Below are 15,448 nucleotides of genomic sequence, written 5' to 3'. Positions count from 1 at the left end.
GCCGGGCGGGCTGAAATCGACGTCGGGCGGGCTGAGATTGATCTGCTCTAGAGGTGGGCCTCGGCCCACGTGTCGGCGACCTCCTGGGGGTTCTTTTTGTCCTTGTCCACCTTGCGGTTGAGTTCGGTGAGTTCGGGGGTGGTGAGGACGGTGCCGAGGCGGGCCAGGGCCTTGCGGACCGTGGAGTCGGCCTTGCGGTCGGCGATGAGGGGGACGATGTGCTGGCCGGGGATGAGGTTCTTGGGGTCGGTGAGGACGATCCAGCCCTCGGCCTTGATGTCGGTGTCGGTGCTGAAGAGGTTGGCCACGTCGACGTCGCCCTTCTTGAGTGCGCCCTTGACCAGCGGGCCGGAGGAGTCGAGGGACTTGAACTCCTTGAACTCGACGCCGTAGACATCCTTGAGACCGACCGCGCCGACCGTGCGCTTCTTGACCTCGGGAGCGGCGCCGATGACCAGCTTGCCGTTGTGCTTCGCGAGGTCGGCGAGGGTGCGCAGGCCGTACTTCTCGGCGGCCTCCTCGGTGACGGCGAAGACGTCGGAGTTCTCGGCGCGGCCGTACGGGAGGATCTGGGTGCCCTTCGGCAGGGCGACGGCGAGGGCGTTCTGCATCTCGCCCTCCTCGGTGATCTCGGACTTGGGGTCGAGATAGTGCAGAAGCGCGCCCTGGTACTCGGGGAGCAGGTCGATGTCGCCGCCCTTGATCGCGGGGATCAGGATCTCGCGGGTGCCGAGGTTGGCGCGGACGTCGGTCTTGACGCCGGCCGCGCCGAGTGCGGCCGCGTACAGGTACCCGAGTATCTGGTTCTCGGTGAAGTTGGCGGTGCCGATGGTGAGGCCGCCGCTGCTGGAGCCGCCGCCGGAGCCGCCGCCTCCGTCACCGTCCAGTGAGGTGATGCCGCTGCTGCAGGCGGCGAGTGCGGGGACGGATGCGGTGGCGAGCAGGCCGCCGAGCAGGGTGCGTCGGTTCAGGTGGGGCATGCGAAGTCCTTGGGGTCTTTAGGCTGTGGCGCCGCGGCGGTGGCGGAAGAGGAAACGCTGGAGACCGGCGAGTGCCAGGTCGAGGGCGACGGCGAGCACGGCGACCAGGACCGCGCCGCCGAGCACCTGGACGAGGTCGCGCTGGGCCAGACCGTCGAAGACGTAGCGGCCGAGGCCGCCGAAGGAGACGTACGCGGCGATGGTCGCCGTGGAGACGACCTGGATGAGGGCGAGCCGCAGGCCGGTCATGATCAGCGGCAGTGCGAGGGGCAACTCGACCTGCAGGAGCACCTGGTGGCCGCGCATGCCCTGGCCGCGTGCGGCGTCCCGCACCTCGGGGTCGACGGCGCTCATCCCGGCGTAGGTGTTGGTGACGATGGCCGGTACGGCGAGGGCGACCAGGGCGACGTAGACCGGGGTCATGGACAGTCCGCTGGCCAGGAAGACCAGGACGACCAGGCCGACGGTCGGCAGGGCGCGCCCGAACGAGGAGAGGTTGATCGCGAGGAAGGCGCCGCGCCCGGTGTGGCCGATGAGCAGGCCCACGGGCAGCGCGATGGCCGCGGCGATGAGCGTGGCGATCAGGGAGTACTGGAGGTGTTCGGCGAGGCGGTGGCCGATGCCGTCGCCGCCGGTCCACTGCTGTGAGCCGACCAGCCAGGAGCCTAGGTCGGTGAAGAGTTCGTACATCTCAGGCCCTCTGCTTCCTGGTACGGGTCCACGGGGTGAGCGCGTACTGGGCGGCGACCAGGAGTGCGTCGGCGAGCAGCGCGAGCAGCAGGGTGAGGACGACGCCGGCGACGACCGGGGTGGGGAAGTTGCGCTGGAAGCCGTCGGTGAAGAGCTGGCCGAGGCCTCCGTCGCCGATGTAGGTGGCCACCGAGACCAGCGAGATGGACATGACGGTGGCGATACGGACGCCGGCCATGATGACGGGCAGGGCGAGCGGGAGTTCGACGGTGAGCAGGACCCGCAGCGGGCGGGTGCCCATGGCGACGGCGGCCTCCTTGGTCCTGGCCGGGACGGAGTCGAGGCCCTCGACGGTGTTCCGCAGGAGGACGACCAGGGTGTAGATGGTCAGGCCGATGACGGTGGTGGTGCGGGTGAGTCCGGAGACCGGGAGCAGCAGGACGAAGATCGCGATCGACGGGATCGTGAAGAGGACGTTGGACAGGCCGAGGAGCACTCCGCGCAGGGGTCGTATCCGGTGGGCGACGACGGCGAGCGGGAGGGAGATCAGCAGGCCGAACAGGACGGCGGACAGGGCGGCTTGGAGGTGCGAGACGCTCAGTGAGGTGAGTTCGCCGGCATGGCTGCCGATCCAGCTGGTGTCGATGGTCATACGGCATCGCCCGCGTCCGCGGTGACGGGCTCGTCGGCCGGGGCGGGGGTGCCGGCCGCGGTGGTGAGGGCGCCGGCGTGTGCGAGGCCCGCGCCGTCGTGGATGGCGTCCCGTGCGGACACTCCGGTCAGGGCGCCGGCGTCGTCCACGCGTGCGACAAGTCCGGCGGGGGACGCTACGGATTCGTTGAGTGCGGACAGCAGGGTGTCGCCGTCGCGCAGGGGGCGTACGGGGAGCAGCGGGGTGTCGCCGGCTGCGGTGCCCTTGGGCGCGGTGGCGGCGTCGAACCAGCCGAGGGGGCGGTCGGCCGCGTCGGTGACGAGCAGCCAGCCGGCGCCGGCCGGTGGTTTCTCGCCGGTGTGGACGGTGGCGGCGGGGGTGCGCGGGATGTCGGCGAGGGTGACGAGGGAGAGCAGTTTGAGGCCGCGTTCGGCGCCGAGGAAGTCGGCGACGAAATCGTCGGCCGGGGCGGCGAGGAGTTCGGCGGGCGGGGCGCACTGGACCAGGTGGCCGCCGGTGCGGAAGACGGCTATGCGGTCGCCGAGTCGTACCGCCTCGTCGATGTCGTGCGTGACGAAGACGATGGTCTTGCTCAACTCCTTTTGCAGGCGCACGAGTTCGTCCTGCAATTGGGTGCGTACGACCGGGTCGACCGCGCCGAACGGCTCGTCCATCAACAGCACCGGCGGGTCCGCGGCGAGCGCCCGTGCCACGCCGACGCGCTGCTGCTGCCCGCCGGAGAGCTGGTGCGGGTAGCGCTTGCCGGACTCGGCGGTGAGGCCGACGGTGTCCAGGAGTTCCGCGGCGCGGGCGCGGGCCTTGCGGCGGCCCCAGCCGAGGAGCAGCGGCACGGTGGCGATGTTGTCGAGGACGGTGCGGTGCGGGAAGAGGCCTGACTGCTGGATGACGTATCCGATGGAGCGCCGCAGCTCGGCGGCGTCCTGTGCGGTGACGTCGGTGCCGCCCACGTGGATGGTGCCGCTGGTGGGCTCCACCATGCGGTTGATCATGCGAAGGGTGGTGGTCTTGCCACAACCGGAGGATCCGACGAGGACCGTGATGCCGCCTTCGGGCATCTCCAGGGTCAGGTCGTGCACCGCGGTCGTGCCGTTCGGGAAGCGCTTGTGCACTGCTTGGAATTCGATCATCAGCTCATCACTCGCCTCTTGCCCGGCTGTATATGCTCATGCAGAGTTCTTGCTGAGTGAATAAGTTGTCAATGCCCGCACGTAAAGAGCGGGTGACTTGTGCTCGCCGATCAAGACGCCCTGTCCGGAACGGAGGGATTTGCGCCCGATGTCATCTCGCATGGTGGACCAGGCGGCCGGGGTGCCGACCGAGTCGCTGACCCTCGACGGGCGGAGTCTGCGGGCCGCGGACGTGGTCCGGCTCGCCGACCGCACCGCCGCACCCGTACCCGCGAGCGAGGCCGTCAAGCGCGCCGAGGTGTCCTGGGACACCGCACGTGAACTCGCCGCGGCCGGCCGGGTGTACGGCAGATCGACCGGCGTCGGCGCGAACCGGAGCGAGTCGGTGCCCACCGAGGCGGCCGCCGAGCACGGGCTGCGCCTGCTCCGCTCGCACGCCGGCGCGATCGGCGAGGAGCTGCCCGCCCGCGAGGTGCGCGCCATGCTCGCCGTCCGTGCCAACCAGATCCTGGCGGGCGGCGCGGGCCTGCGCCCCACCGTGGTCACCAGCCTGTGCGAGGCCCTCACCAGCGGGGCGTATCCGGTGGTGCACGAGTACGGTTCGGTCGGCACCGGCGACATCGCGGCCCTCTCCGAGGCCGGCCTCGCACTCGCCGGTGAACGCCCCTGGCGCGGCGGCCGCGCCCCCGAACCGCTCGCGCTCGACAACAACGACGCCCTCGCACTGATCAGCAGCAACGCCCTGACGCTCGGTCAAGCTGCCCTGGCACTCGAGGAGTTGCGCACCCTCACCGTCGCCACCCAGGTGGTCGGCGCGCTCTCGCTGCTCGCCGTGGACGGCTCCTACGAGGCCTACGCCGAGCCGGTGCACGCGGCCCGACCGCACCGGGGCTCGTACGCCGTCGCCGCGCACAGCCGCCATCTCCTCGGCGCCCCGGAGCGCCCGACGCCGCCGCTCGGCCGGATCCAGGACCCGTACGGATTCCGCTGTCTGCCGCAGATCCACGGCCCCGCGCGCGACGCCGCCGACACGCTCGAGCAGACCCTCGCCATCGAGCTCAACGCCGCCGCGGAGAACCCGCTGATCTCGGCCGACGACCACGCCGCGTACCACCACGGCGGCTTCTACCTCGCCCAACTCGCCCTGGCACTCGACCACTTCAGGCTGGCCCTGATGGGGACCGCGCGCCTGTCCACCGCACGGCTCGCGGCGCTGAACGAGCCCGGCTTCACCCGCCTGCGCCCCTTCCTCGCGGACGGCGAGGCCGCCTCGTCCGGGGTGATGATCCTGGAGTACGCCGCCGGGGCCGCCCTCGGCGAGCTGCGCGAGGTGTCGGCGCCGTCCTCGCTCGGGCACACCGTGCTCTCCCGCGGCGTCGAGGAACAGGCCAGCTTCGCCTCGCTCGCCGCCCGGCAGACCCTGCGTGTGGCGGAGCCGTACCGTCTCGTGGTGGGCTGTGAACTCGTGGCCGCCGTACGGGCGTTGCGGCTGCGCGATCTGCAGCCGGAGCCCGAACTGCCGGTCGGTGTCGCCTTCCGGCTCGCAGCGGAACTGCTCGACGACGACCCCGCCGACCGCCCGCTGACCGACGACGTCACGGCGGCGGCGGGCCTGCTCGACCGGCTCGCCGCGCTGTAGGACACGCCGTCCGAAGCCGCCGCCCCCGTAGGAACCGCCCGAGAGGAACCCATGAGCGATCGTCCGGCCACCCGGCTGCAGCAGCTGTTCGAGGGGCACCGGCTCACCCCGACCCAGCGGCGCATCGCGCACTGCATGGTCCGGCGCGCCGCGGACGTGCCCTTCCTCTCGTCCGTGGAGCTCGCCGAACTCGCGGGCGTCAGCCAGCCCTCGGTCACCCGCTTCGCGGTCGCCCTCGGCTTCGACGGCTACCCGGCGCTGCGCAAGCATCTGCGCGAGCTGGAGGCCGCCGAGCCCGCCGCGACGGGTGCCCCGGACAACACCTTCCAGCAGGCCGTCGAGGCGGAGATCGAGAATCTCCGGCATCTGGCCGACCTGCTCGCCGATCCGGGCCCCGTGCAGCGCGCGGCCGAACTCCTGGCCGGATCACGGCCGTTGCCGGTGCTCGGCCTGCGCGCCGCGGCCGCCCAGGCGCACGGATTCGCGTACTTCGCCGCCAAGGTGCACCCCGACGTACGGCTGCTCGACGAGGGCGGCACCATGCTCGGCGACCGCATCGACTCCGCGGTACGGGCCGGGGCGAGCGTGCTGCTCTGCTTCGCGCTGCCGCGGCATCCGCGCGAGGTCGTCGAGGCGCTCGAACACGCCCAGCAGGCCGGGCTGACCGTGGTCACGGTCGCGGACAGCGCCTTCGCACCGGTCGCCCGGGTCTCCGACCTGCTGCTGCCGGCCGCCGTCGGCACCGGTCTCGCCTTCGACACGGCCTGCTCGCCGATGCTGCTCGGGCGCGCCCTGCTCGAGGCGATGTGCGACCACCTGCCGGAGGCGCAGTCCCGACTCGAGGCCTTCGACGCGACGGCGGCGGAGCGAGGGCTGTTCGTGGAGTGACCCGCTCCACCAACAGGCCCGGTGCCCGGGTTCAGCCCTCGGCCCGTACCCGCATCACCAGCTTGTTGACCGCCCAGAGTGCGATGCCGAGGGCGACCAGGACGCCCGCGCGGATGTAGACGTCGGCGGGCCGGTCGGCGAGCGGGCTGGCGAGGATCAGGGCCGTGATCGCGCCGAGTACCGGCAGCGCCGTCGGCGTACGGAAGTGCGCATGGCCGACCGGGTCGCGGCGCAGCACGAGCACCGCGACATTGACCACCGCGAAGACGCACAGGAGCAGGAACGAGGTGGTGTCGCCGAGCCCCGCGATCTCACCGGTGGAGACCAGGCCGAGCGCGAGCAGCGTGACGAAGACGATGCCGACCACCGGCGTACGGCGGCCGGACAGGACCTTGCCCATCGCCCGCGGCAGGATGCGCTCGTTGGCCATGCCGTAGCAGAGGCGGGAGGCCATCATCATGTTGATCAGCGCCGAGTTGGTGACCGCGAACAGGGCGATCAGGGCGAAGAGTTTCGGCGGGAAGTCGGTGCCCGCGGCCTTCACCACCTCGAGGAGCGGCCCGCTCGAGCCGGCGAGGGTCTCGGTGCTGACCAGGAGCGAGGAGATCAGCGCCACCAGGACGTAGATGGTGCCGGTGACGGTCACGCCGATGAAGATCGCCCGCGGGAAGGTGCGCTGCGGATCCTGGGTCTCCTCGGCCATGTTGACCGAGTCCTCGAAGCCGACGAAGGCGAAGAAGCCGAGCGCGGTGGCGCCGAGCACCCCCGTCATCAGGGCGTATCCGGTGCCCGACGTCTCGAACTCGACCAGCCGCGACGGCTCCCCTTCGCCGCCGAGCACGGCCCAGGCGCCGATGCCGAGGATCACCAGGAGCCCGGTCAGCTCGACCAGGGTGAGGACCACATTCGCCTTCACCGACTCCGAGACGCCGCGCAGATTGACCGCCGCGAGCGCCAGCACGAACAGGATCGCGACGAGCGTGGGCGAGACCGCGTCGCTGGTCAGCTCGCTCAGATAGTCGCCGCTGAAGGCGAGGGCCGCGGCGCTCGCCGACGACAGGCCGGAGCACATCACCATGAAGGCGACGATGAAGGTCAGGAAGGGGATCTTGAACGCCTTCTGGGTGTAGAGCGCGGCTCCCGCCGCCTTCGGGTACTTGCCGACCAGTTCGACATAGCTGGCGGCGGTGAGCATGGCCACCACGAAGCCGATCAGGAACGGCAGCCAGAGGGCGCCGCCCACCTTGTCGGCGACCTTGCCCGTCGTCGCGTAGATCCCCGTGCCGAGGATGTCGCCGATGACGAAGAGGATCAGCAGCTTCGGGCCGATGGCGCGCTTGAGGGCCGGCTCGCCGGCGGGGCCTTCGGGTGGTCCGTCGGCCGGGCCCTCGACGGGCGGGACGGTGCCTGACACATCAACCTCCGGAGGTCTGGGGGACTGCTCGCGGGTGGTCAAGTGGTCGTTCTGCGGTCGTTCTGCCCAGGCCCGGCAGGACGATGCCCCGGACGCGCTCTTGACTAGGTCTATTCAGCGGAACAGGATGTGAATACGTTTACGAACACCCGCCACGGACACCGACAGCTACACGAGGAGGCCCCCCATGTCAGGACCCCGCGCCGTACGAGCCCCCCGAGGCACCCGGCCGAGCGCCCTGGGCTGGCAGCAGGAGGCCGCCCTGCGGATGCTGCAGAACAACCTCGACCCCGAGGTCGCCGAGCACCCCGAGCAGCTCGTCGTCTACGGAGGCACCGGCAAGGCGGCCCGCGACTGGCGCTCCTTCGACGCGATGGTGCGCACCCTCACCACCCTCAAGCAGGACGAGACGATGCTCGTCCAGTCCGGCCGCCCGGTCGGCGTCATGCAGACCCACGAGTGGGCGCCCCGGGTCCTGATCGCCAACTCCAACCTGGTCGGCGACTGGGCCAACTGGGAGGAGTTCCGCCGCCTCGAGGCTCTCGGCCTCACCATGTACGGCCAGATGACGGCCGGTTCATGGATCTACATCGGCACACAGGGCATCCTGCAAGGCACCTACGAGACCTTCGCCGCCGTCGCCGCCAAGAAGTTCGGCGGCACGCTCGCCGGCACCATCACACTCACCGCCGGACTCGGCGGCATGGGCGGCGCCCAGCCGCTCGCGGTCACCATGAACGACGGCGTCGCGATCTGCATCGACGTCGACCCGCGCGCCATCGAGCGCCGCATCGAGCACCGCTACCTGGACGTCCGCGCGGACTCCGTCGAGCACGCGCTGCAGCTCGCCGTCGAGGCCCGCGACGCCCGCCGCCCGCTCTCCATCGGCCTGCTCGGCAACGCGGCCGAGCTGCTCCCGCGGATGCTCGCCGAGGGCGCGCCCATCGACATCGTCACCGACCAGACCTCCGCCCACGACCCGCTCGCCTACCTCCCCGTCGGCGTCGACTTCGACGAGATGGCCTCGTACGCGGCGAAGGACCCCGCCGGATTCACCACCCGGGCCCGCGAGTCGATGGCCCGGCACGTGGAGGCCATGGTCGGCTTCATGGACGCGGGCGCCGAGGTCTTCGACTACGGCAACTCGATCCGCGGTGAGGCGCAACTCGCCGGGTACGGGCGGGCGTTCGACTTCCCCGGCTTCGTACCGGCGTACATCAGGCCGCTGTTCTGCGAGGGCAAGGGGCCCTTCCGCTGGGCGGCGCTGTCCGGGGAGGCCTCGGACATCCACAAGACCGACAAGGCGATCCTCGAGCTCTTCCCCGAGAACGAGTCGCTGCACCGCTGGATCAGGATGGCCGGCGAGCGCGTCCACTTCCAGGGCCTGCCGGCGCGGATCTGCTGGCTCGGGTACGGGGAGCGGGACCGGGCCGGGGAGCGGTTCAACGACATGGTCGCCTCGGGGGAGTTGGCCGCGCCCCTTGCGATCGGCCGCGATCACCTCGACTGCGGGTCCGTCGCGTCGCCGTACCGCGAGACGGAGGCGATGCTGGACGGGTCCGACGCGATCGCGGACTGGCCGCTGCTGAACGCGATGGTGAACGTGGCGTCCGGGGCGTCCTGGGTCTCGCTTCACCACGGTGGTGGGGTCGGGATGGGGCGGTCCATCCACGCGGGGCAGGTGACGGTGGCGGACGGGTCCGCGCTGGCCGGGGAGAAGATTCGGCGAGTTCTTACGAACGATCCCGGGATGGGGGTCATTCGGCATGTGGATGCGGGTTACTCCGGTGCGGAGTCGGTTGCTTCGTCGCGGGGTGTCCGCGTACCCATGCGCGAGGGTGACGGCGCGTGAGTGACATGCACCCCACCCCGCCCCTTCCCGAAAGTCCTGCCGGACGGGCCTCCTCAAACGCCGGAGGGGCTGAAATTCAGCCCCTCCGGCGCTTGAGGAGCGGGGTCCGGGGCGGAGCCCCGGTTTCGGGAAGGGGCGGGGCTGGGGACAATCCCCCCTCGTTCCACGAGATGTGGCGAGACCTGACCCCCATCGGCCGCGACGCAGAGTCGAAGGGGTACCGCCGCTTCGCGTGGACGGAGGCAGACCGTGACTGCCGGGACTGGTTCCGGTCTCAGGCCGAGACCAGGGGCCTGACCTACGAACTGGACCGCAACGGCAACCAGTGGGCCTGGCTCGGCGACCCCACCCGGGAAGACGCCGTGGTCACCGGCTCCCACCTGGACTCCGTCCCCGACGGAGGCCCCTTCGACGGCCCCCTCGGCGTCGTGAGCTCCTTCGCCGCCCTGGACGAACTCCGCCACAGGGGAGCAGAGTTCACCAGACCCCTGGCGATCGTCAACTTCGGTGACGAGGAGGGCGCCCGCTTCGGCCTCGCCTGCGTCGGCTCCCGGCTCACCGCGGGACAGCTCACCCGCGACCAGGCCCACCGCCTCCGGGACGCCGACGGCGTCACCCTGCCGCGGGCCATGGAGCAGGCCGGCCACGACCCCGAGGCGATCGGCCCGGACCCGGAACGCCTCGCCCGCATCGGCGCGTTCGTCGAACTCCACGTCGAGCAGGGCCGCGCCCTGGACCTGACCGGCGACCGCATCGGCGTCGCGAGCGCCATCTGGCCGCACGGCCGCTGGCGGTTCGACTTTCGCGGCGAGGCCAACCACGCCGGCACCACCCGCCTTGTGGACCGCCGCGACCCGATGCTCCCGTACGCCGAGACGGTCCTCGCCGCCCGCCGGGAGGCCCAACTCGCCGGCGCCGTGGCCACCTTCGGCAAGATCGCCGTCGAGCCGAACGGCGTCAACGCCATCCCGTCCCTGGTCCGCGGCTGGCTCGACAGCCGCGCCGCCGACCAGTCCGCACTCGACACCGTCGTCACCGCAGTGGAGAAGGCCGCCCGGGAGCACGCCGCGCGGCACGGCGTCGACCTGGACGTGGTGCGCGAGTCGTTCACACCCGTCGTCGAGTTCGGCCACGCGCTGCGCGACGAGCTCACCGGCATCCTCGGCCCGGACACCCCCGTGCTCGGCACCGGCGCGGGACACGACGCGGGAATCCTCTCCGCGAGCATCCCGACGGCCATGCTGTTCGTACGCAACCCCACGGGCGTCTCGCACTCCCCGGCCGAGTTCGCCGCGGAGGACGACTGCCTGGCCGGGGTGACCGCGCTCGCCGACGTACTGGAGGGTCTCGCGTGCCGATGACGACACAGGAGCCGTCGCGGACGTACTGGCTGGAGCACGCCTGGCTCGGCTCCCACGTCGAGCCCGGCGTGGCCGTGGACGTCGCCGCCGACGGCCGGATCGCGGCGGTACGGCGCGGGGCCGAGCGCCCGGGACCGGGCGACGAGGCGCTGCACGGCCTCACGGTCCCCGGCCTCGCCAACGCCCATTCGCACGCCTTCCACCGCGCCCTGCGCGGCACCGTGCAGGTGGGCAGCGGCACCTTCTGGACCTGGCGCGAGGTGATGTACCAGGTCGCCTCGCGGCTCGACCCGGACTCGTACTTCCGCCTCGCGCGGGCCGTGTACGCGGAGATGGCACTCGCCGGGATCACGGCCGTCGGAGAGTTCCACTACCTCCACCATGCGCCGGGCGGGGCGCGCTACGACGACCCGAACGCCATGGGGGAGGCGCTGATCGCCGCGGCCGCCGAGGCGGGCATCCGGATCACGCTGCTCGACACGGCGTATCTGGCGGGCGGCTTCGGGAAGCCGCCGAACACGCACCAGCAGCGGTTCTCCGACGGCAGCGCGGAGGAGTGGGCCGAGCGGGTCTCGGCGCTCAAGGGCGCAGGGCATGCGCGGATCGGGGCGGCGGTGCACTCCGTACGGGCCGTCCCCGCGGGGGAGTTGGGCACGGTCGCCGAATGGGCCCGGCAGCGGGACGCGCCGCTGCACGTCCATCTCTCCGAGCAGACCGCGGAGAACGACGCCTGTGTGGCGGCCCACGGCTGTACGCCCACCCGGCTGCTCGCCGACCACGGGGTGCTCGGGCCGCGGACCACCGGCGTCCACAACACCCACCTCACCGACGAGGACATCGCCCTTATCGGCGGCTCCCGCACCGGTACCTGCATGTGCCCGACGACGGAACGCGATCTGGCCGACGGGATCGGGCCCGCGCCCGCGCTCGAGCGGGCGGGCTCGCCACTGTCGCTCGGCTCCGACAGCCACGCCGTGATCGATCTCCTGGAGGAGGCGCGGGCGCTCGAGCTGAACGAGCGGCTGCGGTCGCGGACGCGGGGGCACTGGACGGCGGCGGCGCTCCTTCGAGCCGCGTCCGGGGCGGGGCACTCGGCGCTGGGGTGGGACTCTGCGGGGGCCCTCGAGGTGGGCCGCCTTGCCGACTTCGCTTGCGTCGCGCTCGATTCGGTACGGACGGCCGGGCCGGTGCCGCGGCTTGCGGCGGAGGCGGTGGTGTTCGCGGGCGCCGCGGGTGACGTCCGTCATGTCGTGGTGGCGGGGCGGACCGTGGTGCGGTCCGGTGTCCACCTGTCCGTGCCGGACGTGGCGGGGGAGTTGGCGTCTGCGATTGCCGCGCTGCGGCCCTAGAAATGCTCCCCAGCCCCGCCCCTTCCCGAAAGCCCTGCCGGGCGGGCCTCCTCAAACGCCGGAGGGGCTCCTATGGAGCCCGTCCGGCGATTGAGGACTTTCGGGAAGGGGCGGGGCTGGGGAAACAACCCACCGGGAGGACCCATGACCACCACCCTCATCACGAACATCGGCTCGCTCGTCACGAACGACGAGACCCGGGGCGACGGCCCCCTGGGCCTGATCGAGGCCGCCGCCGTCGTCCTGGACGGCGAAGAGATCGCCTGGACCGGCCCCGCGGCCACCGCCCCCGCCGCCGACACCGCGCACGACGCGGGCGGCCGCGCCGCGATCCCCGGATTCGTCGACTCCCACTCCCACCTCGTCTTCGCCGGCGACCGCACCCGGGAGTTCAACGCCCGTATGTCGGGCCGCAGTTACACCGCCGGCGGCATCCGTACCACCGTCGCCGCCACCCGCGCCGCGAGCGACGAGGAGCTCTCCGCGAACGTCGCCCGCTACCTCGCGGAGGCACTCCGCCAGGGCACCACCACCTTCGAGACCAAGTCCGGCTACGGACTGACCGTCGAGGACGAGGCCCGCGCCCTGCGCATCGCCCGCGAGCACACCGACGAGGTCACCTTCCTCGGCGCGCACATCGTCTCCCCGGACTACGCCGAGGACCCTGCCGCGTACGTCGCCCTGGTGACCGGCGAGATGCTCGACGCCTGTGCCCCGTACGCCCGTTGGGTCGACGTCTTCTGCGAGAAGGGCGCCTTCGACGGGGATCAGGCACGCGCGATCCTCACCGCGGGCCGGGCCAAGGGCCTCACCCCGCGGGTGCACGCGAACCAGCTGTCGTACGGCCCCGGGGTGCAGCTCGCCGTCGAGCTCGACGCGGCGAGCGCGGACCACTGCACCCACCTCACCGACAGCGACGTGGACGCGCTCGCCCAGGGCGACACGGTGGCGACGCTGCTGCCCGGCGCCGAGTTCTCCACCCGCGCCGAGTGGCCCGATGCGCGCCGGCTCCTCGACGCGGGCGCGACCGTGGCGCTCTCATCGGACTGCAACCCCGGGTCCTCGTTCACGTCCTCGCTGCCGTTCTGCATCGCGCTCGCTGTACGGGACATGGGCATGACTCCGGACGAGGCGATCCGGGCGGCCACCGCGGGCGGCGCACGGGCGCTGCGCCGCGACGACGTCGGCCGGATCGTGCCCGGGGCGCGCGCCGATCTGGTGCTCCTCGACGCGCCCAGTCACGTCCACCTCGCCTACCGTCCGGGTGTGCCGCTGGTCACCGACGTGTGGCAGCGGGGCGCACGGGTCGTCGGCGGTGGGCCCGCGGTCTGAAGGCCTCAGACGGGGGACTTGCCGGACCTCCAGCGCTGGTCCTGGCCGGAGTCGGCCTTGCGCAGGACCACGCCGCTGCCCTCCTTGTCGTCCCGCGGGGTGAGCACGTGGCCCCGCACCGCGACCGCGCGGATGGTGCCCGCGGCGTCCACGGTGAACGACAGGCCGGACGGGTCGTCGTCGTCGACCGCGTCGCAGGCCCGGATGACCACCGCGCGGTCCGGCTCGCCGCGGCCGTCCAGGCAGAAGTACGGGTCGGCGTGCGACTGGATGACGCCGCGGTCGATGTCCACCCGCCAGCGCTGGGTGTCGGATGCGCTGCACTTGATCGAGACGACATCGGTGCGCTTCTTCAGTTCGCCGTCCTCGATGTCCAGGCAGAGCCCGGTGCGGGCGTTGACCAGCTGGGTGAAGTCCCCGCGCCGGTACGAGGGCGCCGAGGTCTCCGGCGGGTCCGACTCCGGTGGTGGCGTGGCCTGTTCGGGCGGGGTGGGCTCGGTCGGTGGAGCGGGCACCGTGGCGGTGACGGTGACCTCGGGGCCGGGCGGTGCGGCGGACGGCGCGGTGCCGTTGCCGCGTGAGCCGGTGTCCTCGTCCGAGCCGGTGGTGAGCAGGATCAGGGCCAACGGCGCCAGCGTCACCCCGAGCACCACGGCCCCGAGCGTGAAGCCGCGTGGCGCCCCGAGCGCGGCGAGCCCGTCGCCGCTCCCGTGCCGCCCGCCGCGGCGCCGCGGTGCCGGGGCGGGGTGGTCCGCCACAGCGGTCCCGCCGTCGTCGAACGCGGCGATGTCGGCCGGGCGGACCGTGTGCCCGCCGGTCTCCGCGCCGGCCGGCCCGTCGGCTCCGGTGGCCCACCCGTGCCGGCGGGTGCCGCCGAACCGGGTGCGCTCGGGCTTGTGCCTCCCGGTGTCCTCCCGGGTGAGGGGGTGGTCCGGCCGGTCGGAGTGGTGCCCGCCGACTGCGCCTTCGCTCGGCCGGGAGGTGGGCATCGCGGGGGCGCCCTGCGTCCCGAGCCCGCCGGTGGTCCACGCCGTGCCGCTGTCCGGTCGGTCGCCGTAGATCCCGCCGGTGCTGCTGTCCGGGCTCTCGCCGTGGGGCCGGAGCGTGCCGGGGTCCGCGCCGTCGTGCTCCCGGCCGAAGGCGGCCCACTCCCGGTCCGCGCCGTCCGGATCCGAGCTGCCGGAGTCGTAGCGCCCGCCGGGCTTCGGGGCGCCGTTCGCGCCCGGCCCCGCGGTGCTGCTGTTCGTGGGGTCGGTGGTGGTCCGGCCCGTCGCGCTGTCGTCCGGCGCGAAGGCGGCCCAGTCCGTGCCGTCCTGTGCGGGTCCGCCGCCGGGCTGCCGGGCGGACTGTTGCCCGGTGTCCGCCATGTGCCCGGAGCCGGTGCCCGGCCGGGCGGCCTCGCCGGAGGCCCCGCTGCCGACTCCCGTCGGTGCCGGTTGTGACGTCGGGCGGGGCGGTGTGCCGGTGCCGCGGCTCCCGGTCCCCGGGGTCCCGAGGATCGTCCTGGAGCTCGGTGTCCCGCCTGCGCGCTCCGGCGCCCCGCCGCTCCGCTCGGCCTCCCGCCGCCGCGCCTTGCGGCCCCGCGGCTCCACGGCGGAAGCAGGCCCGGACGGCTCCTCGACACCGCCGGGTCCCGCCCCGACTACGGCCGCTCGCCCCGCCCTTGGACCAGGCCCACCCTGCGCCGTACGCCGCCGCGCGGCCCGTCCGGACGCTGCTGCCGGCGCCGAGGCCGGGCGGGGCGGTATGCCGGTGGCGCCGTGTGCTGTTCCGTCGGTGGTTCCGGTCAGGGGGTTCGGTGCTGCTGCGGAGGGCGCCGGTGTCTCGCCGCCCGGTGCGGAGCCGCCTGCCGGCGTCGATGTCGGACGGGGTGGTATGCCGACGGCGTCGGCCCCTGGCCCGGGTGCGGCTGCGGGCGCCGGCACCGCCCCGGTGCCCGGCAGCGCTCCGCCTCCCGCCGGGCCGCCCCGGCGTCCCGTACGCCCACGAACCCCTGCCGACGTCGACGCCGAAGTCGGCAGCGGTGGAACGGCGGTGGACCCGAAGGCGGCTCCGGCGGCCCGTCCGCGTGCGGTCCTCGGAAGCGCGGCGAGGCCGGAACCCGCCGTCGCGGGCCCGGCCGGCGGTGCGGGCTGCGCCGCGG

12 protein-coding genes are annotated in these 15,448 nt (G+C 72.9%); 6 read left to right on the top strand and 6 right to left on the bottom strand.

Annotated features, from left to right (window positions below; translation table 11 throughout):
- Positions 1-47 precede the first annotated feature (47 nt).
- From DY218_RS04540 to DY218_RS04525, 4 genes are read right to left on the bottom strand one after another with little or no spacing between them, the layout of a single operon-like run.
- The gene (locus DY218_RS04540; RefSeq protein ID WP_128554633.1) at positions 48-971 is read right to left on the bottom strand and encodes an ABC transporter substrate-binding protein; all 924 of its coding nucleotides are present in this window, start codon (positions 969-971) and stop codon (positions 48-50) included.
- A gap of 27 nt (positions 972-998) precedes the next feature.
- Positions 999-1,670 carry an ABC transporter permease gene (locus DY218_RS04535; RefSeq protein ID WP_128554600.1) on the bottom strand — a complete coding sequence of 224 codons (672 nt, stop codon included), beginning with the start codon at positions 1,668-1,670 and terminating at the stop codon, positions 999-1,001.
- A 1-nt stretch (position 1,671) separates the two neighbouring features.
- Positions 1,672-2,322, bottom strand: a complete 651-nt coding sequence (locus DY218_RS04530; RefSeq protein WP_128554599.1) for an ABC transporter permease — start codon at positions 2,320-2,322, stop codon at positions 1,672-1,674.
- On the bottom strand, positions 2,319-3,470 hold the full coding sequence (locus tag DY218_RS04525) for an ABC transporter ATP-binding protein (RefSeq protein ID WP_128554598.1): 1,152 nt from the start codon (positions 3,468-3,470) through the stop codon (positions 2,319-2,321). The genes DY218_RS04530 and DY218_RS04525 overlap by 4 nt, the downstream gene beginning before the upstream one ends.
- A 148-nt stretch (positions 3,471-3,618) precedes the next feature.
- Between DY218_RS04525 and DY218_RS04520 the strand changes: the two genes are divergently transcribed.
- Together DY218_RS04520 and DY218_RS04515 are read left to right on the top strand one after the other, a co-directional pair.
- A complete protein-coding gene (locus DY218_RS04520; RefSeq protein WP_128554597.1) occupies positions 3,619-5,109 on the top strand; it encodes an aromatic amino acid ammonia-lyase in 1,491 nt (496 codons plus the stop codon).
- Between the two features lie 51 nt (positions 5,110-5,160).
- Complete coding sequence (locus DY218_RS04515; RefSeq protein WP_128554596.1) at positions 5,161-5,997, top strand: MurR/RpiR family transcriptional regulator; 837 nt, start codon at positions 5,161-5,163, stop codon at positions 5,995-5,997.
- A 31-nt stretch (positions 5,998-6,028) separates the two neighbouring features.
- Here DY218_RS04515 and DY218_RS04510 read toward each other — a convergent pair whose 3' ends face one another.
- A complete protein-coding gene (locus DY218_RS04510) occupies positions 6,029-7,411 on the bottom strand; it encodes an APC family permease (protein ID WP_128554595.1) in 1,383 nt (460 codons plus the stop codon).
- Between the two features lie 187 nt (positions 7,412-7,598).
- On the opposite strand from DY218_RS04510, the gene hutU reads away from it, so the two are divergent.
- From hutU to hutI, 4 genes are all read left to right on the top strand, one after another.
- Positions 7,599-9,263 (top strand): urocanate hydratase, encoded by a 1,665-nt coding sequence (gene hutU / locus DY218_RS04505; protein WP_128554594.1) that lies wholly within the window; start codon positions 7,599-7,601, stop codon positions 9,261-9,263.
- Positions 9,264-9,433: 170 nt separating this feature from the next.
- On the top strand, positions 9,434-10,624 hold the full coding sequence (locus DY218_RS04500) for an allantoate amidohydrolase (protein WP_128554593.1): 1,191 nt from the start codon (positions 9,434-9,436) through the stop codon (positions 10,622-10,624).
- Positions 10,621-11,973 carry a formimidoylglutamate deiminase gene (locus DY218_RS04495; RefSeq protein ID WP_128554632.1) on the top strand — a complete coding sequence of 451 codons (1,353 nt, stop codon included), beginning with the start codon at positions 10,621-10,623 and terminating at the stop codon, positions 11,971-11,973. The genes DY218_RS04500 and DY218_RS04495 overlap by 4 nt, the downstream gene beginning before the upstream one ends.
- 144 nt (positions 11,974-12,117) lie before the next feature.
- A complete protein-coding gene (gene hutI, locus DY218_RS04490) occupies positions 12,118-13,305 on the top strand; it encodes an imidazolonepropionase (protein ID WP_128554592.1) in 1,188 nt (395 codons plus the stop codon).
- Between the two features lie 5 nt (positions 13,306-13,310).
- Here the strand turns inward: hutI and DY218_RS04485 are convergent, their stop codons facing one another.
- Positions 13,311-14,672 carry a ricin-type beta-trefoil lectin domain protein gene (locus tag DY218_RS04485; RefSeq protein WP_128554591.1) on the bottom strand — a complete coding sequence of 454 codons (1,362 nt, stop codon included), beginning with the start codon at positions 14,670-14,672 and terminating at the stop codon, positions 13,311-13,313.
- Positions 14,673-15,448 lie beyond the last annotated feature (776 nt).

Origin of the sequence: Streptomyces triticagri, assembly GCF_003429565.1 — a bacterium.
Taxonomy (GTDB): domain Bacteria; phylum Actinomycetota; class Actinomycetes; order Streptomycetales; family Streptomycetaceae; genus Streptomyces; species Streptomyces triticagri.
Note: the sequence above shows the minus strand (reverse complement) of the source record. Positions and strands in the feature narration are given on the sequence as shown.